Below are 17,401 nucleotides of genomic sequence, written 5' to 3' on the forward strand. Positions count from 1 at the left end.
AGTGTTTGGATTGTCTTTATCCCATCCTTTGCCTCGCGAGTTGACGCGCCCCGTGCATGTGGGCGGCGTGCAGATCGGTGGTGGCGCTCCGGTCGTGGTTCAGTCTATGACCTGCACCGATACTGCTGATGCCCAGGCAACGCTTGCGCAAGTGTGCGCGTTGGCGCAGGCTGGCTGCGATATCGTGCGCGTGAGCGTGCCTACCGAGGCTGCGCTCGAGGGCTTTCGCACGATTTGTGCCGAGTCTCCGGTGCCAATCGTCGCCGATATCCATTTTAACCATAAGCTTGCCATTGGCGCTGTCGAGGCTGGTGCCTCTAAGCTGCGCATCAACCCCGGCAATATCGGCGATTGGGCCAAGGTTGACGCTGTCATCGATGCCGCGGGTGCCGCGGGCTGCGCGATTCGCATTGGCGTGAACGCGGGCTCGCTTGAGCAAGATATTGCCGAGCGAGACGACCTCACGCAGCCCGAAAAGCTCGTGATGTCGAGCGAACGCTTTGTGCGGCACTTTGAGGACCGTGGGTTTACCAACATCGTGCTATCCGCCAAGGCCCATAGCGTACAGACGACGCTTGATGCCTATCGCGCCCTGTCGCGCGAAATACCGCATGTTCCGCTCCACCTGGGCGTGACGGAGGCGGGGACCAAGCTTCAGGGCACCATCAAGAGCTCTGTAGGCTTGGGTATCTTGCTTTCCGAAGGCATCGGTGACACCATGCGTGTGTCGCTCACGGCCGATCCGGTTGAGGAGCCGCCGGTCGCCTGGGGAATTTTGCAGTCACTGGGCCTGCGTCGCCGTGGTCCCGAGATTGTCTCTTGCCCCACGTGCGCCCGCTGCCAGGTTAACCTGATTCCCATCGCCGAGGAAGTAACCGAGCGGCTTAAGAACTATGCCGCGCCGCTTTCGATTGCCGTCATGGGATGTGCCGTTAATGGCCCCGGTGAGGCTTCTGATGCCGACCTGGGCGTTGCTTGCGGACGTGGTCAGGCCTTGCTCTTTTCGCATGGCCAGATCATTGGTAAAGTAGCTGAGGATCAAATTGTCGACGCGCTTATGGCCGAGGTCGACAAGCTTATTGAGGAGAAGTAAATGACTCGAGCAATGTATATGTCTAAGCTCTATGCGCCGACGCTTAAAGAGGATCCGGCGGACGCTGAGCTCGCCAGCCACCGCCTGTTGCTCCGTGCCGGCATGATCCGCAAGGAGGCCGCCGGCCTGTATTCCTATCTGCCGCTTGCTTGGCGCTCGATCCGCAAGATTGAGAACATCGTGCGCGACGAGATGGACGCTGCCGGCGCCCAGGAGCTTATGATGCCCATCATGGTCGATGCCGAGCTGTGGCGTGAGTCCGGCCGTATCGATGCCTATGGCAAGGAGCTTGTGCGCTTTGATGACCGCCACGGCCGCGAGTTTGTGCTCGGACCCACGCACGAGGAGACCGTGACTGCCCTGGTGCGCAATGAGTTGCGTTCCTACAAGCAGCTGCCAGTGAACCTCTATCACATCCAGGACAAGTTCCGCGATGAGTTCCGTCCCCGCTTTGGCCTGATGCGCGGCCGCGAGTTCATCATGAAGGACGCCTACAGCTTCTCCGCCACGCAGGAGAGCCTGCAGGAGGAGTACGACAAGATGAAGCAGGCCTATGCCAACATTTGCGAGCGCTGCTACATCAAGGCTCTGCCCGTTGTCGCCGACTCCGGCGAGATCGGTGGCGATACCTCCGTCGAGTACATGGCTTTGGCCGACGCTGGCGAGGCTTCGCTCGTCTACTGCGACGATTGCGGCTTCGCTGCCGACGATGAGGCCGCAAGCACCAAGGTCGTTGTGACCGAGGGTCCTGGCGACGGTACGCTTACCAAGGTCGAGACTCCGGGCATGGGCACCATCGAGGCCGTTGCAAAGTTCTTCGGCTTCCCCGAGAACGGCACGCGCAAGTCTCTGGCACTCCTCGACGCCGAGGGCAAGCCCGTCGTGGCCATTGTTCCGGGCGACCACGAGCTCAACGATTGCAAGGCCGAGCATGTCTTTGGCAAGGCCTATCGCATGATGACTGATGAGGAGCTCCAGACCTACGGTCTGCATAAGGGCTTTATCGGACCGGTTAACCTGCCCGAGGGCATTCGCCTGGTGTGCGACGAGAGCCTGCGCGAGTCCAAGCAGTGGGCCTGCGGTGCCAACGAGGTCGATTATCACTTTACCGGTGCCTGCCCCGAGCGCGACTTTACCGTCGATGAGTGGGCAGATCTGGTCACCGTCGTTGCCGGCGATCCCTGCCCGCACTGCGGCAAGCCGCTCTCTGCTGCTCGCGGCATCGAGGTCTCGCAGGTCTTCCAGTTGGGTACCAAGTATTCCGAGGCCATGGGCGCCACCTTTATGGACGAGGACGGCAAGGAGAAGCCGCTTATCATGGGTTGCTACGGCGTGGGCGTGTCCCGCTCGCTTGCTGCCGTCGTGGAGCAGCACAACGACGAGCACGGTATCGTCTGGCCGGTTTCCGTTGCCCCGTACGAGGTCGCTGTGATTCCGCTCGATCCCAAGAAGGAGGAGTGCGCAACCGTCTGCGACCAAATCGTCGAGGGCCTGTGCGCCGAGGGTATCGAGGTTGTCGTCGATGACCGTGACGAGCGTCCCGGCTTTAAGTTTGCCGATAACGACCTCATGGGCTTCCCGTATCAGGTCGTTCTGGGTAAGCGTGGCCTCAAGAATGGTACTGTGGAGCTCAAGGACCGTGCCATGGGCGAGCGTGAGGACGTGGCGATCGACGAGGTCGTTGCCAAGGTTGCCGAGCTTGTTAAGGCGGCCCGCCGTTAATCGACGTTTCTGCTATTAGATGTAATTGCGGGACTGCTCCGTATCTCTCTTAGGAAGAGATGCGGAGCAGTCTATTTTGTTGCGTGAATAAACTCGATGGGTAAAGGAAAACCCCACAGCCCATATGAGCTGCGGGGTTTTCTTGTGCCTCCGATGCGAAATAAATCGCTCAGATATTACTGATAATCGACGACGTCGATCCAGTTCTTCAGGAACTCATCGTTCACGTTGCGCTTACGAGCGAGCTCGGAAGCGGCGACGATGCTCGTCCACTGACGCACGACCTGCATGGGCATGTCGGCGCGGTCGCAGTAGAGCTCCAGGTAGGCCTCGGCCTGATCCTTGCTGTTGAGGGCGAAGAGCAGGTAGGTGGTGGCAACGTCGGCAGCAGGGGAGCCCTGGGTGGCGTGTGCCCAGTCGCACACATAGAGCTGGCCGTCGTCGCCGACGATGACGTTGGAGGGGTTGAAGTCGCCGTGGCAGACCTTGAACTCCTTGGTCATGCCGTCCAGACGCTCCTGAAGGTTGTAGCGCGTGGTGGCATTGAGCTGATCAAGGCTGTCGATCATGCGGGCGAACTTGTCGCGCTGACGGTTGAGCAGCGGGGAGGTGTAGCCGTGGATCTCGATCTGGAGGTCGACGAACATCTCGAGATACTCACCAAAGCGCTGGGGCTCGGCAGTCATCTTCTCGGCAAGGGTGGTGCCCGGAACCTTCTCGGTCACGAGCGCCCAGCCGTTGGCGTTCTCGAGCTGGGAAACCTCGAGAGCCTTGGGGCTGCGGATGCCGCACTCATTGATGCGGGCAAGATTCAAAGCCTCGTTGAACACGTCGGAGACAGGCTTGGTCTCGTTAAAGACCTTGACAATCTTGTCGCCCAGGTCGTAAACGACCTTGTTGCCACGGCGGACGAGCTCGGTCTTGGAATCGGGTAGCAGCATGGTTGCATCCTTTCAACGATGCGATAGAAGCGACGGCGGGGGTGTGTGAAACACCCGTGCACCCCCGCCGTTAAAAACCGTGCTAAAACTAGCAGACGGCGTAGTCCTGAGGCTCGCGGCCGTAGTAGGCGTCCAGGTAGAGCTCCTTGATCTCGCTCATGAGCGGGTAGCGCGGGTTTGCGCCGGTGCACTGGTCGTTGAATGCCTGCTCGGTCATCTCGTCGAGGGTGTCGAGGAAGTACTGCTCGTCAACACCGTAGTCGGCGATGGTCTTCTTGACGCCGATGAAGTCCTTGAGCTCCTCGAGCTTCGTGATGAAGTTCTCGAAGACCTCCTTGTCGTCCTTGCCCTCGATGCCGCAGTACTTGGCCATCTCGGCGTAGTTGTGCAGCGCGTTGGGGTAAGGATACTGGGAGAAGGTGCCCATCTTGACGGGAGCCTCGGCGGCGTTGTAGCGCATAACGCGGGTCAGGATGACGGCGTTGGCGAGGCCGTGGGGCAGGTGATGGAAGGCGCCGAGCTTGTGAGCCATGGAGTGGTTGAGGCCCAGGAAGGCGTTGGCGAAGGCCATACCGGCCATGCAAGAGGCGTTGTGCATCTCCTCGCGGGCATGCGGGTCCTTGGCGCCGTTCGTGAAGCTGGAGGGCAGGTTCTCGAAGACGAGCTTAGCAGCGCGCTCGGAGAGGCCCTTGGTGTAGTCGGAAGCCATGATGGAGACGTAGGACTCGATGGCGTGGGTCATGACGTCGATGCCGGAGGCAGCGGTCAGGCCGCGCGGGGCGGTCATGCAGTTGTCGGCGTCGACGATAGCCATGTTGGGGAGCAGCGCGTAGTCGGCGAGCGGCCACTTGATGCCGGTCTCCTTGTCGGTGATGATGGCGAACGGCGTGCACTCGGAGCCGGTACCCGAAGAGGTCGGGACGGCGACGAAGTAGGCCTTCTTGCCCATCTCGGGGAAAGTGAAGATACGCTTGCGGATGTCCATGAAGTCCATGGCCATGTCCTCAAACTTGCACTCGGGGTGCTCGTACATCATCCACATGATCTTGCCGGCGTCCATAGCGGAGCCACCGCCGACGGCGATGATCACGTCAGGCTCAAAGAGAGCCATCTGCTTGGCGCCGCGACGTGCGCACTGCAGCGACGGATCGGGCTCGACGTCGTAGAAGCAGTCGTGGGCGATGCCCATCTCGTCGAGCTTGGCCTCGATGGCGCGGGTGTTGCCATTCTTGAAGAGGAACTGGTCGGTGACGATGAAGGCGCGCTTCTTGCCCATGACAGTACCGAGCTCGTCGAGGGCGACGGGCGTGGAACCCTTCTTGAAGTAGACCTTCTCGGGAGCGCGGAACCACAGCATGTTCTCACGGCGCTCGGCCACAGTCTTAACGTTGATCAAGTGCTTCACCCCAACGTTCTCGGAGACGGAGTTGCCGCCCCAGGAGCCGCAGCCCAGGGTCAGAGACGGCTTCATGCCAAAGTTGTACAGGTCACCGATGCCGCCGTGCGAGGACGGGGTGTTGATGACGATGCGGCAGGCCTTCATGACGTGCTCGAACAGACTGATCTTCTCGGCCTGGGCGGGGTGCACGTACAGAGAGGCGGTGTGGCCCGGGCCACCGGCGAGCACCAGGTGCTCGGCCTTGTCGACGGCCTCCTGGAAGTCCTTGGCGTGATACATGGCCAGGACCGGGGAGAGCTTCTCGTGGGAGAACTCCTCCTTGGCGGGGTCGGTGGAGGTGACCTCGGCGATCAGGATCTTGGTCTTGGCGGGAACCTCGATGCCGGCGAGCTCGGCGATCTTGGCGGCAGCCATGCCGGGAATGCGGTGATCGAGGGCGCCGTTCTTGAACATGGCGGCACGCAGGGCCTCCATCTCGGCACCCTGCTTGACGAAGTAGCAGCCGCGCTTCTGGAACTCGGCCTTAACCTGGTCATAGATGGTGTCGATGACGGTCACGGACTGCTCGGAAGCGCAGATCATGCCGTTGTCGAAGGTCTTGGAGTGGATGATGGAGTTGACGGCGAGCAGCACGTCGGCGGTGTCGTCGATGACGACCGGGGTGTTACCGGCGCCAACGCCCAGGGCGGGCTTGCCCGAGGAGTAGGCGGCCTTGACCATGCCCGGGCCACCGGTGGCGAGGATGATGTCGACGTCGCGCATGACCATGTTGGTCAGCTCGATGGAGGGGACATCGACCCAGCCGATGATACCCTCGGGGGCGCCGGCCTTGACGGCGGCGTCAAGCACGAGCTTGGCGGCGGCGATGGTGCACTTGGCGGCAGCCGGGTGCGGGGAGATGATGATGGCGTTGCGGGTCTTCAGGCTGATCAGCGTCTTGAAGATCGCAGTGGAGGTGGGGTTGGTCGTCGGGATGACGGCGCCCACGATACCGATGGGCTCGGCGATCTTGGTGATGCCATAAGCCTCGTCGCGCTCCAGGACACCACAGGTCTTGGTGTTCTTGTAAGCGTTGTAGATGTACTCTGCGGCGTAGTGGTTCTTGATGACCTTGTCCTCAAGAACGCCGCGGCCGGTCTCCTCGATGGCCATCTTCGCCAACGGGATACGAGCCTTGTTGGCGGCCATGGCGGCCTCATAGAAGATCTTGTCGACCTGCTCCTGCGTGTACGTAGCAAAAAGCGCCTGGGCCTCTCGCATCTGAGCGAGCTTAGCCTCAAGCGCCTCTACGTTGTCCACAATTGCGGGAGTAGTGTTTTCCGGTGACTTTTTCACCATTTGTGTCTCCTTGCGATCGGAGATTTACCCTACGTCTTGCATGATAGCAAGAAATTATTCGGCGAACGGTAAGATTCCCGTAAAAGGCATACTAAAACGCTTCAATAAACTGAAGCGTTTTAACTAAAACTATCTGCCAGTGCATCGCCACACTCATTGGGGACAGACTTACATGAGTGGTTTCACTCATTTGGGACAGACATCGATTTGCGATTTTGTCGTTTTGGGCCTGTTTTTGTTGCTGATTGGATATAAATAGGTCACAGGCTCAGCATTTCGCGTTCCTTCTCTCCTTTTAGGTGTTGCCTGTACGGCTTTGAAAGGAGAGACCATGCCCCGATGCGCCCGCGAAATATCGCTCACCGGCTATTACCACGTCTTTGACCGCGGCAACTCCAAACAGATCATTTTTGAAGATGATTCCGACCGCTATCGTTTCTTATCGGACATCTCAGACAGGTTTGCGTGCCATGACGTGGCGGTGTTGGCCTGGTGCCTTATGGATAATCACTTCCATTTGATGGTTGATGACCCATATGACAACCTTTCAAAGGCAATGCAGTGCGCGCTGACGGCCTATGCCAAGTATTTCAATGGAAAAACGGGAAGAACGGGTCACCTGTTTGATAATCGCTATTCGCGGATCGCGGTCGAGTCGGACACGCAGGCGGTGCAGTTGCTCGATTATATCCATCTCAATCCTGTGAAAGGTGTGCTCGACTCGCTCGATGCCTACCGCTGGTCAAGCTACAAGGCATACCAGCTGGGATACGATCCCTTTGATATCTGTGACGCGGCCCCTATGCTCGATATTGTCGGAGGCTCTCGTTGCTATTGCGAGCATCTCGAGGAAGTTGCCGGGCGCATCTGGTCAGTGGAGATTCTTCCGCGCCGACGGATCCCCGATGAGGACGCCCTTTCCGTTGCGCGCGAAGTTTTGCCGAGCATGGATCCTGCGCTGCTCAAGGCCCTGCCACGCTCCGAACGTGATGCCTGTCTGCTGAGGCTCAGGCGGGCACATCTCACGGTCAAGCAAATTGCCCGTATCACCGGTATCGGCGCTACAAGCGTGACCAAGGCCACTGTAGGCTGGAAGGAGGCAGCGTGAGGTAGGGGCCGAACCGCAGTCGGCATGCGTTACGTCTGTCCCCAATGCGTGAAAACACTCATGTAAGTCTGTCCCCAATGAGTGCAAAAAGGCGCCCTCCGTGGGGGAGGACGCCTTTGGTAAGTTCTATATGAACGCGAGGTCTTTGACCCGGAGAGTCCGAGGTACTTGTTGGTAAGACCTTATTTAGGAGCGCGAAACCTTGCCAGACTTGAGGCAGGTGGAGCAAACGTTCATCTTGCGACGATGACCATCGACGACGACGTAGACGCGCTGGATGTTGGGGCGGAACTTACGGTTGGTGACGCGGTGAGAGTGGCTGATGGAGCGACCGGCAACGGGGTGCTTACCGCAAACTTCGCAAACTTTGGACATAACTGACCCTCCTTGGGCGACAAACGAACATGTCGCGTTAACAAACAAGCCTGAACTATAGCACAGAAGCAGCTCCCTGTGCGTAATCTACACAGAGATATTCCTCTTTTGGCGATAGTGCTCACGCCACGGCCCTGGACGTAGATCCGATTTGCGTGTAGCAGAGGGGATTATGCCAGCTCGTGCGTGCGTTTTCAAGCTCGTCCCACAAATATATAGGTTTATGGAGCACCTGCGCCCGTTTACGGATTGTTCTGTATTTATGCTCGCAATTAAGCTCGAGGTTGGCTACACTATCCCTTGACCATTAAAGGGGTACGAGATACCCACATGGAATTACATAGCTGCCAAAGAGCAGCCCTTCCTGTGGGTGTCTGGTCCGCTTTAAGCGGTCGGGCATCTATTTTTTTGACTGTGTCAGCAGTCAAGACATGTGAGGAAGGAGATCGATGGGCACGACTTCCCCCAAGGCGGTCATCATGGACGAGACCGCCGTCAATCGAGCGATGACCCGCATCGCGCACGAGATTCTCGAGCGCAACGAGGGCTGTGAAGACCTCGCTCTGGTCGGCATCGTCACGCGCGGCGACCTTCTGGCAAAGAAGCTCGCCGAGGAGATCAAGGAGATCGAGGGCGTCGACGTTCCGCTCGGCAGCCTGGACATCAGCTTCTACCGCGATGACTATGCGACCAATTTCGCTCCCGCGATCCACGCTACCAACATTCCCTTCAGCGTCGACGGCAAGCGCGTCGTGCTGGTGGACGACATCCTGTATACGGGCCGTACTATCCGCGCCGCTCTGGATGCCGTCATGGACCTGGGCCGTCCGAGCCGCATCGAGCTGGCAGTTCTCGTTGACCGCGGTCACCGTGAGCTCCCCATCTCGCCGGACTTTGTCGGCAAGAACGTTCCCTCGTCGCATGAGGAGAACGTGCACCTGTATATGAAGGAAGTCGACGGCCACACCGCCGTCGAGATTAACGACGTCGCGCCGGGTTCCCACGTGGGCTCCGCGCCGCTGGGAGGTGAGTAGTACCGTGGCGTTCAACCATAAGCACCTGATCGACATTACCGAGTACTCCGAAGAGGACATCAAGCTCATCCTCGAGACCGCCAAGGCGTTCTCCGAGGTCAATGAGCGTGCGATCAAGAAGGTCCCCACGCTCAAGGGCAAGACCATCGTCAACATGTTCAACGAGCCTTCGACGCGCACCCGCAGCTCCTTCGAGCTCGCCGAGAAGCGTCTTTCGGCTGACAGCCTCAACTTTGGCGGCTCCTCGACCTCCACGGTCAAGGGCGAGAGCCTCGTCGACACCGTCGAGACCCTCAACGCCTACAAGATTGATTGCATCGTCGTTCGCGATAAGCACGCCGGTGCTCCCTACATCGTCACGCAGAACTCGCCCGCGAGCGTCATCTGCGCCGGCGACGGCAAGCACAACCATCCCACGCAGGCCCTGCTCGACCTGTACACCATCTGGGAGCACAAGGGCGACTTCCACGGTCTTAAGGTCGCCGTCGTCGGCGATATCGCGCACTCCCGCGTCTGCGGCTCGCTGATCCCCGCCCTTAAGATCATGGGCTGCGAGACCTACGCCGTCGCCCCCGGCACGCTGCTGCCGCCGGCGCCCGAGGTCCTGGGCTGCGACCACGTGACGAGCGACCTCGATTCGGTACTCCCCGAGCTGGACGTCGTCTACATGCTGCGCGTGCAGCAGGAGCGCCTCGAGGGCGCTCCGTTCCCGACCATTCGTGAGTACCACAAGCTCTTCGGCCTGACCAAGGACCGCGAGAAGCTCATGAAGCCCGACTCGATCATCTGTCACCCGGGCCCCATCAACCGCGGCGTCGAGTTCGACTCCTATATGGCCGACCACCCGCAACGCTCCGTCATCCTGGAGCAGGTCTACGCCGGTATCTGCGTGCGTATGGCTATCCTGTATCTGCTGCTTGGAGGTGCCGATAATGGCCTTGCTTCTTAAGAATGCCCACGTCGTCGACCCGTCCGTCGAGCTTGACGGTGTCGTTGACGTCCTGATTGACGGCGATAAGATCGCCGAGGTCGGCGAGAATCTCGCCGTCGAGGGAGCCGAGGTCCGCGACCTTTCCGGCAAATATCTCGTCCCCGGCCTGGTGGATATGCACGTTCACCTTCGCGAGCCCGGCTACGAGGTCAAAGAGGACATCGAGAGCGGCACCCGTGCAGCTGCCAAGGGCGGCTTTACCGGCGTGTGCGCCATGCCCAACACCGATCCCGTCACCGATAACGGCACCGTCGTGGAGTTCGTCAAGTCCCGCGCTGCCGAGGTCGGCCACTGCCGCGTCTATCCGTCGGGAGCCATGACCCGCGGTCTTAAGGGCGAGGCCATGTCCGAGATGGGCGATATGGTCGCCCACGGCGCCGTCGCCTTCACTGACGACGGTCGTGGCGTGCAGGGCGCGGGCATGCTCCGTCGCTGCATGGACTACGGCAAGATGTTCGGCAAGGTCTTTATGAGCCACTGCCAGGACGAGGACCTGGTCGGCCACGGCCAGATCAACGAGGGCAAGGTTTCGACCCGTCTGGCTCTCGAGGGCTGGCCGGCTGCCGGCGAGGAGCTCCAGATCGCCCGCGACATCGAGATCGCCAAGCTGACCGGCGCCAAACTGCACATCCAGCACATCTCCACCGCCCATGGCCTGGAGCTCGTGCGTGCCGGCAAGGCCGCTGGCGTTCAGGTTACCTGCGAGGCCACGCCGCATCACATGTTCCTGACCGAGAACGACCTGGACGAAACCTACAACACTTCTCTCAAGGTCAACCCGCCGCTGCGTACCGAAGCGGACGCCGAGGCCATCCGCCAGGGCGTCATCGACGGTACCGTCGACGCTATCGTCACCGATCACGCTCCCCACACTCCGTGGGAGAAGGCCCGCGAGTTTGAGCTTGCGCCCTTCGGCATGATCGGCCTCGAGACCTCGCTGTCGCTCGTGCTCACCGAGCTGGTCAACACGGGCAAGATGAGCATGGGTCGCATGGTCGAGCTCATGGCCATCAAGCCTCGTGAGATCCTGGGCCTCGACCAGGTTCAGGTCAAGGCGGGCTCCGTTGCCGACCTGACTGTCTTCGACGCGTCTGCCACCTGGACGGTCGGCGAGGACGGCTACGAGTCGCGTGCCGAGAATTCCGGTTTTGCCGGCCGCACGCTCACCGGTCGTGCCACCGATGTGTTTGTCGGCGGCAAGCAGACGCTCGCCGACGGCTGCATCTGCTAGCATAGCCTTATCGCTTTTGTGCGCGGCGCCCTTGCGGTGCCGCGCTTTCTGTTCGCCTGAACCATGCAACCGCATGGGGGATTGGAGCGTCTATGCCCACACCTTCCACTGCACGCATGCACGACTTCGAGGTCGTCTCGAACAAGGAGATCGCCGAGGGCATCTTCTCGCTCGTAATCTCGGCCCCCAAGCTTGCAAGTGCGCTCAAGCCCGGTCAGTTTGTGAACATCGCCGTGCCCGGCGATGCCTCTTCGCTGCTTCGCGTGCCCCTGAGCTTCTATCGCGCCGATGCCCAGGCCGGCACCGTCGAGCTGTGGTACGCCGTCGTGGGCGACGACACCCTTCGTCTGTCGCAGATGGCCCCCGGTTCCACCTCTAATCTGCTGGGCCCTGGCGGCCACGGCTGGCTTGTGCCCGAGGGCACTAGGAAGGCGCTGCTCGTGGCGGGCGGCATCGGTGTTCCGCCCGTGCTGTGCCTTGCCGGCAAGCTTGCCGAGCAGGGTGTGGCCGTCGACGTGTGCCTGGGCTTTGGCACCGCGTCCAAGGCCGTGGGCATCAATGAGTTCCGCGCTCTGTGCGACACGGTCGACGTGTGCACCGACGACGGTTCGCTTGGCACGCACGGTTTTTGCACTGATCCTGCCGCCGAGCTGCTCGGCGAGGGCGGCTACGACTACGTCGCCAGCTGCGGTCCCGCCGTCATGATGAAGAAGGTCGCCGCCGCTGCCGCCGAGGCTGGTGCGTACTGCGAGGTGTCGCTCGAGCGCATGATGAGCTGTGGCTTTGGCGCCTGCAACACCTGCAATGTCGAGACGGTCGACGGTATGAAGGGTGCTTGCATGTGCGGCCCCGTGTTCGATGCTTCCAAGGTGGTGGTCTTCTAGTGGGTACCGTGAACATGGCCGTCGATTTCGGCGGCGTCAAGATGCAGAACCCCATCAACACCGCAGCCGGTACCTTTGGCTACGGTTGGCAGTTCCAGAACTTCTTTGATGTTTCCCAACTGGGCGCCATCACCACCAAGGGTTGTGCAGCCGAGCCCTGGCCCGGCAATCCCGCGCCCCGCATGGCTGAGATTCCCGGCGGTATGATCAACTCCGTGGGCCTTCAGAACCCCGGCGTGGCTGCCTTTGCCCGCGAGTCCGGTCCGTGGCTCGAACGGCTGTCCAAGGACGGCTGCCAGGTCATCTGTCAGGTTGCCGGCCACTCCGTTGACGAGTTTGTCCGCGCGCTCGAGATGTATGTCGAGCTGTGCCCCTGGGCTGCCGGCTACGAGATCAACGTGAGCTGCCCTAATATCGCCGCCGGCGGTGCCGCCATGGGCTCCACGCCCGAGGGCGCCTCTTCCGTTATGGCTGCCTGCCGCAAGGTGACTGATAAGCCGCTGTTCGTAAAGATGGCGCCGGTCAACGTCGCCGAGATCGCCAAGGCCCTCGAGGCTGCCGGCGCCGACGGCCTTTCGGTCATCAACTCCATCCAGGGCATGGCCATCGACGTCCATACCCGCAAGTCCCGCGTGGCCAAGCCCAAGGGCGGCCTTTCGGGCCCGCTGTGCCACCACATCGCCGTGCGCATGGTCTGGGAGGTTGCCCAGGCCGTCGATATCCCCATCAACGGTGTCGGCGGTGTCATGACTGGTGAGGATGCGGCTGAGTTTATCCTGGCTGGCGCCACCTGCGTGTCGGTCGGTATGGCCAACTTCGTCGATCCGTGCGCTTCGCTCAAGATTGCGCATGGGCTCGAGGCCTGGGCCGAGTCCCAGGGCGTGAAGGACATCAACGAACTGGTAGGTGCTTTCGAATGCTAGAGACCGATGCCCGCGACCGCGTAATCGTCGCTCTCGACTGCGACCGCGAGCGTGCGCTCGAGCTTGCCCACGAGCTTTCGGGCCATGCCGCCTGGCTCAAGGTCGGCATGACGCTCTATTACGCTGAGGGTCCCCAGATCGTCAAGACCTTTAAGGACCTTGGCTTTAAGGTCTTCCTCGACCTTAAGTTCCATGACATTCCGCATCAGGTGCGCGGCGCTGCCCGCTCGGCCTCGCTTGCCGGTGCCGACCTGCTTTCGGTCCACGGCCTGGGCTCGGGTGCTATGCTCGCTGCCTGCCGCGAGGGTGCCGAGGAGGCGCGTGAGGACCGCGCCAAACTCGTCGCCATCACCGTGCTCACGAGCATGAATCAGGATGCCTTGAGCGAGATCGGCGTCGAGTCGCCCGTGGCCGAGGAGGCCGCCCGCTTGGCAAAGCTTGCTCAGGCCAACGGCATCGATGGCATCGTATGCTCACCGATGGAGGCTCACGACATGCGTGAGCTGCTGGGTCCTGATGCCCTGATCGTGACTCCGGGTGTGCGTCCGGTGGGTGCCGCCCTTGGTGACCAGTCCCGCGTGGCGACGCCTTCCCAGGCTATCGAGCGTGGCGCAAGCCACATTGTGGTGGGCCGTCCCATCACCGGTGCCGACGATCCGGTTGCCGCCTTTGACGCCATCGTCGCCGAGCTGGTCGAAAACGTCGCGTAAAAGATTCCCCTAAGTCACCACTTTTGGGTCTCATTAGCACAAAATAGCCCCTGTGCCTGCGTAAACTTTCCCATCCTTTGTGTGGAATCGCAGGTCAGGGGCTTAACTTTGGGCGCAGTATATTGCACTTTTTGCGGGTATCGTCTAACCTATGGAGCCGCGATTAGGCATTTTGTACGTTCTACGTGCTAAAATGCCAATTATTGAATCAGATATAACCCAACTATTTGGAGGTACGAATGGCACTCCCTCAGCTTACCGACGAGCAGCGCAAGCAGGCTCTTGAGAAGGCTGCTGCCGCACGTCACGCCCGCGCTGAGCTTCGCGAGCAGATCAAGAAGGGCGAGAAGTCCCTCGAGTCCGTGCTCAACTCCGATGACCCCATCGCTTCCCGCATGAAGGTTTCCACCCTCATCGAGTCTCTCCCCGGTTATGGCAAGGCCAAGGCCGCCAAGATCATGGAGGAGCTCGGTATCTCCGCTACTCGTCGCGTCCAGGGCCTCGGTGTCCGTCAGCGCGAGCAGCTCCTCGAGCAGCTGACCAAATAAGTGAGCGCTCAGGATTCCAAGCTCTTTGTGATTTCTGGACCGTCAGGCGCAGGCAAGGGTACGCTCGTCACTCGTGTGCGCGAGCGCCGCTCGAACCTGGGTCTGACGGTTTCGGCTACCACGCGAGCACCACGCAAAGGTGAGGTCGACGGCGTCAACTACTTTTTTCTGACGCGCGAGGAGTTCGACCGCCGCGTGGCAAACGGTGAGTTTGTTGAGTGGGCCGAGGTCCACGGTAACTGCTACGGCACGTTGGTGAGCGAGGTCACATCCAAGCTCGCCTCGGGCTCGTCTCTGATTTTGGAGATCGATGTCCAGGGCGCCCTGCAGGTGAAGGAGCGTTTCCCCGAGGCCGTGCTGATCTTTATCAAGCCGCCTTCGCTTGAGGTGCTCCGCGAGCGTCTAGTCGGTCGCGGTACCGAGACGCCCGAGACGATTGAGCTGCGTATGGCAAACGCCGCCGATGAGCTTGCCCTTGCCGACCGCTACGACGACGTCGTGGTGAATGACGATCTCGACCGCGCGACCGATGAGCTCGTTCGCGTTCTCGATATGCATGAAAGGATCTGAGGTCCGTGTCCGTTGTAAAGCCTTGCATTGACGATCTTCTGGAGAAGACCGATCACAACCGCTTCCTGCTCGCTTCGCTTGCCTCCAAGCGCGCCTGCGACATCAATAGCATGCTGCGTGGCCAGCACAACCGCGTGCTTGCCGTTCAGGATGTCGATGACATCACCATCGGGCTTTCCGGTGCCGATACCATCTCGATGGCTATGGACGAGATTGTCGACGGCGACATCTCTTACGACGAGGCCCGTTACGAGAAGGCGCTCGGCCACAAGGTTGCTGAAGCCTAAATGGCGGCTCGCGTCTGCCTAGTCCACTATCACGAGGTTGGGCTGAAGGGCAAGAACCGCGCACATTTTGAGCATATCCTCATGGATAACATCAAGGCGGCCTTGGCCGCCTTTTCCGTGAACGCCGTGTCTCGAATTTCCGGTTATATCCTCGTGACCTTTAACGAGCATCAGGCCGACGAGGCGGCGCGTGTCATCCGCACCGTCCCCGGCGTTGCCCGTGTGTCTTTGGCGTATCACACCAACCGCGACCCGCAGGAGTACTGCGCCGCCGCTGTGAAGGCGCTGCGCGAGTTTGGTTCCTTCGATTCGTTTAAGGTGCACGCCAAGCGCTCCAATACTGACTATGAGCTCACCTCGATCGATATCAATCGACAGGTTGGCGAGGTGCTGTGTGAGGCGTTTCCCGATAAAAAGGTCCAGATGCACGACCCCGACGCGAAGGTGCACGTTCTGGTGGTTCAGGGTAGTGTCTACGTGTATGCGCGCTCCGAGCGCGGCGTTGGCGGCCTTCCGGTGGGTTCTGCCGGCAAGGTCGTGACGCTTCTGTCGTCGGGTATCGATTCTCCGGTGGCGACCTGGATGCTCGCGCGTCGCGGCGCGGTGTGCGTGCCGGTGCATTTCTCCGGTCGTCCGCAGACGCCCGACACGAGTGAATACCTGGTGCAGGACATCATCCGTGCGCTTGAGCCGGGTGTCCAGATCGGCCGCCTGTACGTGGTGCCGTTTGGCGACTGCCAGCGTGAGATTTCGGTCACCTGTCCCAGCAACCTGCGCGTGATCATGTATCGCCGCATTATGTATTCGGTTGCTGAGCGCATTGCACACATCGAGGGTGCCAGGGCCATCGTTACGGGCGAATCGCTTGGGCAGGTTGCCTCCCAAACGCTTGAGAACATCATGGCCGTCAACGAAGCCGTGAAGATTCCCGTGTTCCGTCCTCTCATCGGTTCGGACAAACAGGAGATCATCGCACGCGCCGAGGAGATCGGTACGTTCGATATCTCGACTGAGGCCGCTCCCGACTGCTGCACGCTGTTTATGCCACGCCGTCCCGAGACGCACGCTAAACTCGATGCCGTGCATGAGGCCTGGGAACTGTTTGATCACGAGGAGATGATTGAGCGTCTGCTCAAGCAGACCGAGTACATCGACTTCGAGAGCAACACGTACAAGGCCCCTAAGACCTTAAAACGCAAACATTCTGAGCTTGCTCCGCGTGAGATTTACCAAGATCACGAGTAAATATGTGCATAGACCGACGATGCGCCTGCATCGTCGGTCTTTTGCTATCTGGGCATTTTGCGGCTAAGTGTTCATTTGCTGACGTGTGCCTGAATAAATGGACATTATTTCGTAAGGTTTTGGTCAGCTTTTGGTTTGACCGCGAAAACCGGTGTGGACGTGCGGAAGCTGCGGCGTTCGTTTCCTGACACGATGGTGTTGGGAGGTTTTGCTATGGCGCAGCGCGAACAACACGAACGAGTCAAAAAGATGGACCGCTGGGCGGGCAAACTGCTCGGTCATAAGGCAGTGGTGATGGCGATACTGGTCGTCATTGCGATGGCGAGTGGACTGGCAATGGCGAACTTTGGCGGCGGTGCCGGCGGTGTGTCGTTTGAGCGCACTGATGGTTCGGGCACGTTAGTGGAGCCGGGATCCGGCGATGCTTCGAGTGGAAAGACATCTGAAGGCTCTTCGCCTAAGGCGTCTGCCGCGGCAGAGGTCTATGTCGATGTTGATGGCGCCGTGGTGTCACCCGGTGTATATCGCCTCAAAGACGGGGCGCGGGTGGCTCAGGCGATTGATGCCGCCGGCGGGCTGGCGCCCGAAGCAGACGTTACGGGGCTTAATCGTGCATCCAAGGTCACTGATGGACAAAAAATTCACGTTCCAACGGTAGGGGAGCAGCAGGTGTCCATTGCGGAAGCCGGTGTTGATGGTGGGACTTCCGCATCATCAGGCGTCGGTGGCGCAACAGGCCTAGTAAACATTAATACGGCAAGCTCGGCAGAGCTGCAGACGCTCTCGGGAATCGGTCCCTCAATGGCACAGTCGATTATCGATGAGCGGACAAAGAACGGTGCTTTTGCCTCGGTTGACGATCTGATGCGCGTGTCGGGAATCGGCGAGAAGAAGCTTGCCAAAATCAAAGATTGCATCTGCGTATGAGTGCGACCGAGCGAGAGCACGTGATGCCTCCGCGGCCCCTGATTCCGTGGACGATGGCCATTTGTGCCGGCTTGT

The 17,401-nt window shown here is 60.3% G+C and carries 17 protein-coding genes; 14 read left to right on the top strand and 3 right to left on the bottom strand.

The window, feature by feature from the left end:
- Window positions 1-10 precede the first annotated feature (10 nt).
- Together ispG and ACESSC_RS02195 are read left to right on the top strand one after the other, a co-directional pair.
- A complete protein-coding gene (gene ispG, locus ACESSC_RS02190; protein ID WP_373161041.1) occupies window positions 11-1,093 on the top strand; it encodes a flavodoxin-dependent (E)-4-hydroxy-3-methylbut-2-enyl-diphosphate synthase in 1,083 nt (360 codons plus the stop codon).
- Window positions 1,094-2,815 carry a proline--tRNA ligase gene (locus tag ACESSC_RS02195; RefSeq protein ID WP_373161042.1) on the top strand — a complete coding sequence of 574 codons (1,722 nt, stop codon included), beginning with the start codon at window positions 1,094-1,096 and terminating at the stop codon, window positions 2,813-2,815.
- 176 nt (window positions 2,816-2,991) lie between these two features.
- Here ACESSC_RS02195 and ACESSC_RS02200 read toward each other — a convergent pair whose 3' ends face one another.
- On the bottom strand, window positions 2,992-3,756 hold the full coding sequence (locus ACESSC_RS02200; RefSeq protein WP_006236119.1) for an aminoglycoside phosphotransferase family protein: 765 nt from the start codon (window positions 3,754-3,756) through the stop codon (window positions 2,992-2,994).
- Between the two features lie 88 nt (window positions 3,757-3,844).
- Window positions 3,845-6,493 (bottom strand): bifunctional acetaldehyde-CoA/alcohol dehydrogenase, encoded by a 2,649-nt coding sequence (gene adhE, locus ACESSC_RS02205; RefSeq protein WP_055250041.1) that lies wholly within the window; start codon window positions 6,491-6,493, stop codon window positions 3,845-3,847.
- A gap of 331 nt (window positions 6,494-6,824) precedes the next feature.
- Here adhE and ACESSC_RS02210 point away from each other — a divergent pair, with 331 nt between their 5' ends.
- A complete protein-coding gene (locus ACESSC_RS02210; protein WP_117637246.1) occupies window positions 6,825-7,601 on the top strand; it encodes a transposase in 777 nt (258 codons plus the stop codon).
- A 186-nt stretch (window positions 7,602-7,787) separates the two neighbouring features.
- Here ACESSC_RS02210 and rpmB read toward each other — a convergent pair whose 3' ends face one another.
- On the bottom strand, window positions 7,788-7,976 hold the full coding sequence (gene rpmB, locus ACESSC_RS02215) for a 50S ribosomal protein L28 (RefSeq protein WP_373161043.1): 189 nt from the start codon (window positions 7,974-7,976) through the stop codon (window positions 7,788-7,790).
- A gap of 449 nt (window positions 7,977-8,425) precedes the next feature.
- Here rpmB and pyrR point away from each other — a divergent pair, with 449 nt between their 5' ends.
- From pyrR to ACESSC_RS02270, 11 genes are all read left to right on the top strand, one after another.
- Window positions 8,426-9,010: a bifunctional pyr operon transcriptional regulator/uracil phosphoribosyltransferase PyrR gene (pyrR, locus tag ACESSC_RS02220; protein ID WP_006236123.1), complete on the top strand. Its 585-nt coding sequence runs from the start codon at window positions 8,426-8,428 to the stop codon at window positions 9,008-9,010.
- Between the two features lie 4 nt (window positions 9,011-9,014).
- Window positions 9,015-9,959: an aspartate carbamoyltransferase catalytic subunit gene (locus ACESSC_RS02225; RefSeq protein ID WP_373161044.1), complete on the top strand. Its 945-nt coding sequence runs from the start codon at window positions 9,015-9,017 to the stop codon at window positions 9,957-9,959.
- Window positions 9,943-11,232, top strand: a complete 1,290-nt coding sequence (locus tag ACESSC_RS02230; protein ID WP_117786050.1) for a dihydroorotase — start codon at window positions 9,943-9,945, stop codon at window positions 11,230-11,232. The genes ACESSC_RS02225 and ACESSC_RS02230 overlap by 17 nt, the downstream gene beginning before the upstream one ends.
- Before the next feature lie 116 nt (window positions 11,233-11,348).
- Window positions 11,349-12,116: a dihydroorotate dehydrogenase electron transfer subunit gene (locus ACESSC_RS02235; RefSeq protein WP_373161105.1), complete on the top strand. Its 768-nt coding sequence runs from the start codon at window positions 11,349-11,351 to the stop codon at window positions 12,114-12,116.
- 14 nt (window positions 12,117-12,130) lie between these two features.
- A complete protein-coding gene (locus ACESSC_RS02240; protein WP_373161106.1) occupies window positions 12,131-13,039 on the top strand; it encodes a dihydroorotate dehydrogenase in 909 nt (302 codons plus the stop codon).
- Window positions 13,033-13,749 (top strand): orotidine-5'-phosphate decarboxylase, encoded by a 717-nt coding sequence (gene pyrF, locus ACESSC_RS02245; RefSeq protein WP_022094720.1) that lies wholly within the window; start codon window positions 13,033-13,035, stop codon window positions 13,747-13,749. The genes ACESSC_RS02240 and pyrF overlap by 7 nt, the downstream gene beginning before the upstream one ends.
- A 239-nt stretch (window positions 13,750-13,988) precedes the next feature.
- Window positions 13,989-14,297 (top strand): integration host factor, actinobacterial type, encoded by a 309-nt coding sequence (gene mihF, locus ACESSC_RS02250; protein ID WP_006236130.1) that lies wholly within the window; start codon window positions 13,989-13,991, stop codon window positions 14,295-14,297.
- The gene (gmk, locus tag ACESSC_RS02255) at window positions 14,298-14,867 is read left to right on the top strand and encodes a guanylate kinase (RefSeq protein WP_099431806.1); all 570 of its coding nucleotides are present in this window, start codon (window positions 14,298-14,300) and stop codon (window positions 14,865-14,867) included.
- A 5-nt stretch (window positions 14,868-14,872) separates the two neighbouring features.
- Window positions 14,873-15,154, top strand: a complete 282-nt coding sequence (locus ACESSC_RS02260; protein ID WP_035138532.1) for a DNA-directed RNA polymerase subunit omega — start codon at window positions 14,873-14,875, stop codon at window positions 15,152-15,154.
- Window positions 15,155-16,399, top strand: a complete 1,245-nt coding sequence (gene thiI, locus ACESSC_RS02265; protein WP_373161045.1) for a tRNA uracil 4-sulfurtransferase ThiI — start codon at window positions 15,155-15,157, stop codon at window positions 16,397-16,399.
- A 213-nt stretch (window positions 16,400-16,612) separates the two neighbouring features.
- Window positions 16,613-17,326 carry a helix-hairpin-helix domain-containing protein gene (locus tag ACESSC_RS02270; RefSeq protein ID WP_158550964.1) on the top strand — a complete coding sequence of 238 codons (714 nt, stop codon included), beginning with the start codon at window positions 16,613-16,615 and terminating at the stop codon, window positions 17,324-17,326.
- Window positions 17,327-17,401: the final 75 nt, after the last annotated feature.

It is taken from the genome of Collinsella aerofaciens (genome assembly GCF_964243765.1).
GTDB classification, from domain to species: Bacteria; Actinomycetota; Coriobacteriia; order Coriobacteriales; family Coriobacteriaceae; genus Collinsella; species Collinsella aerofaciens_BU.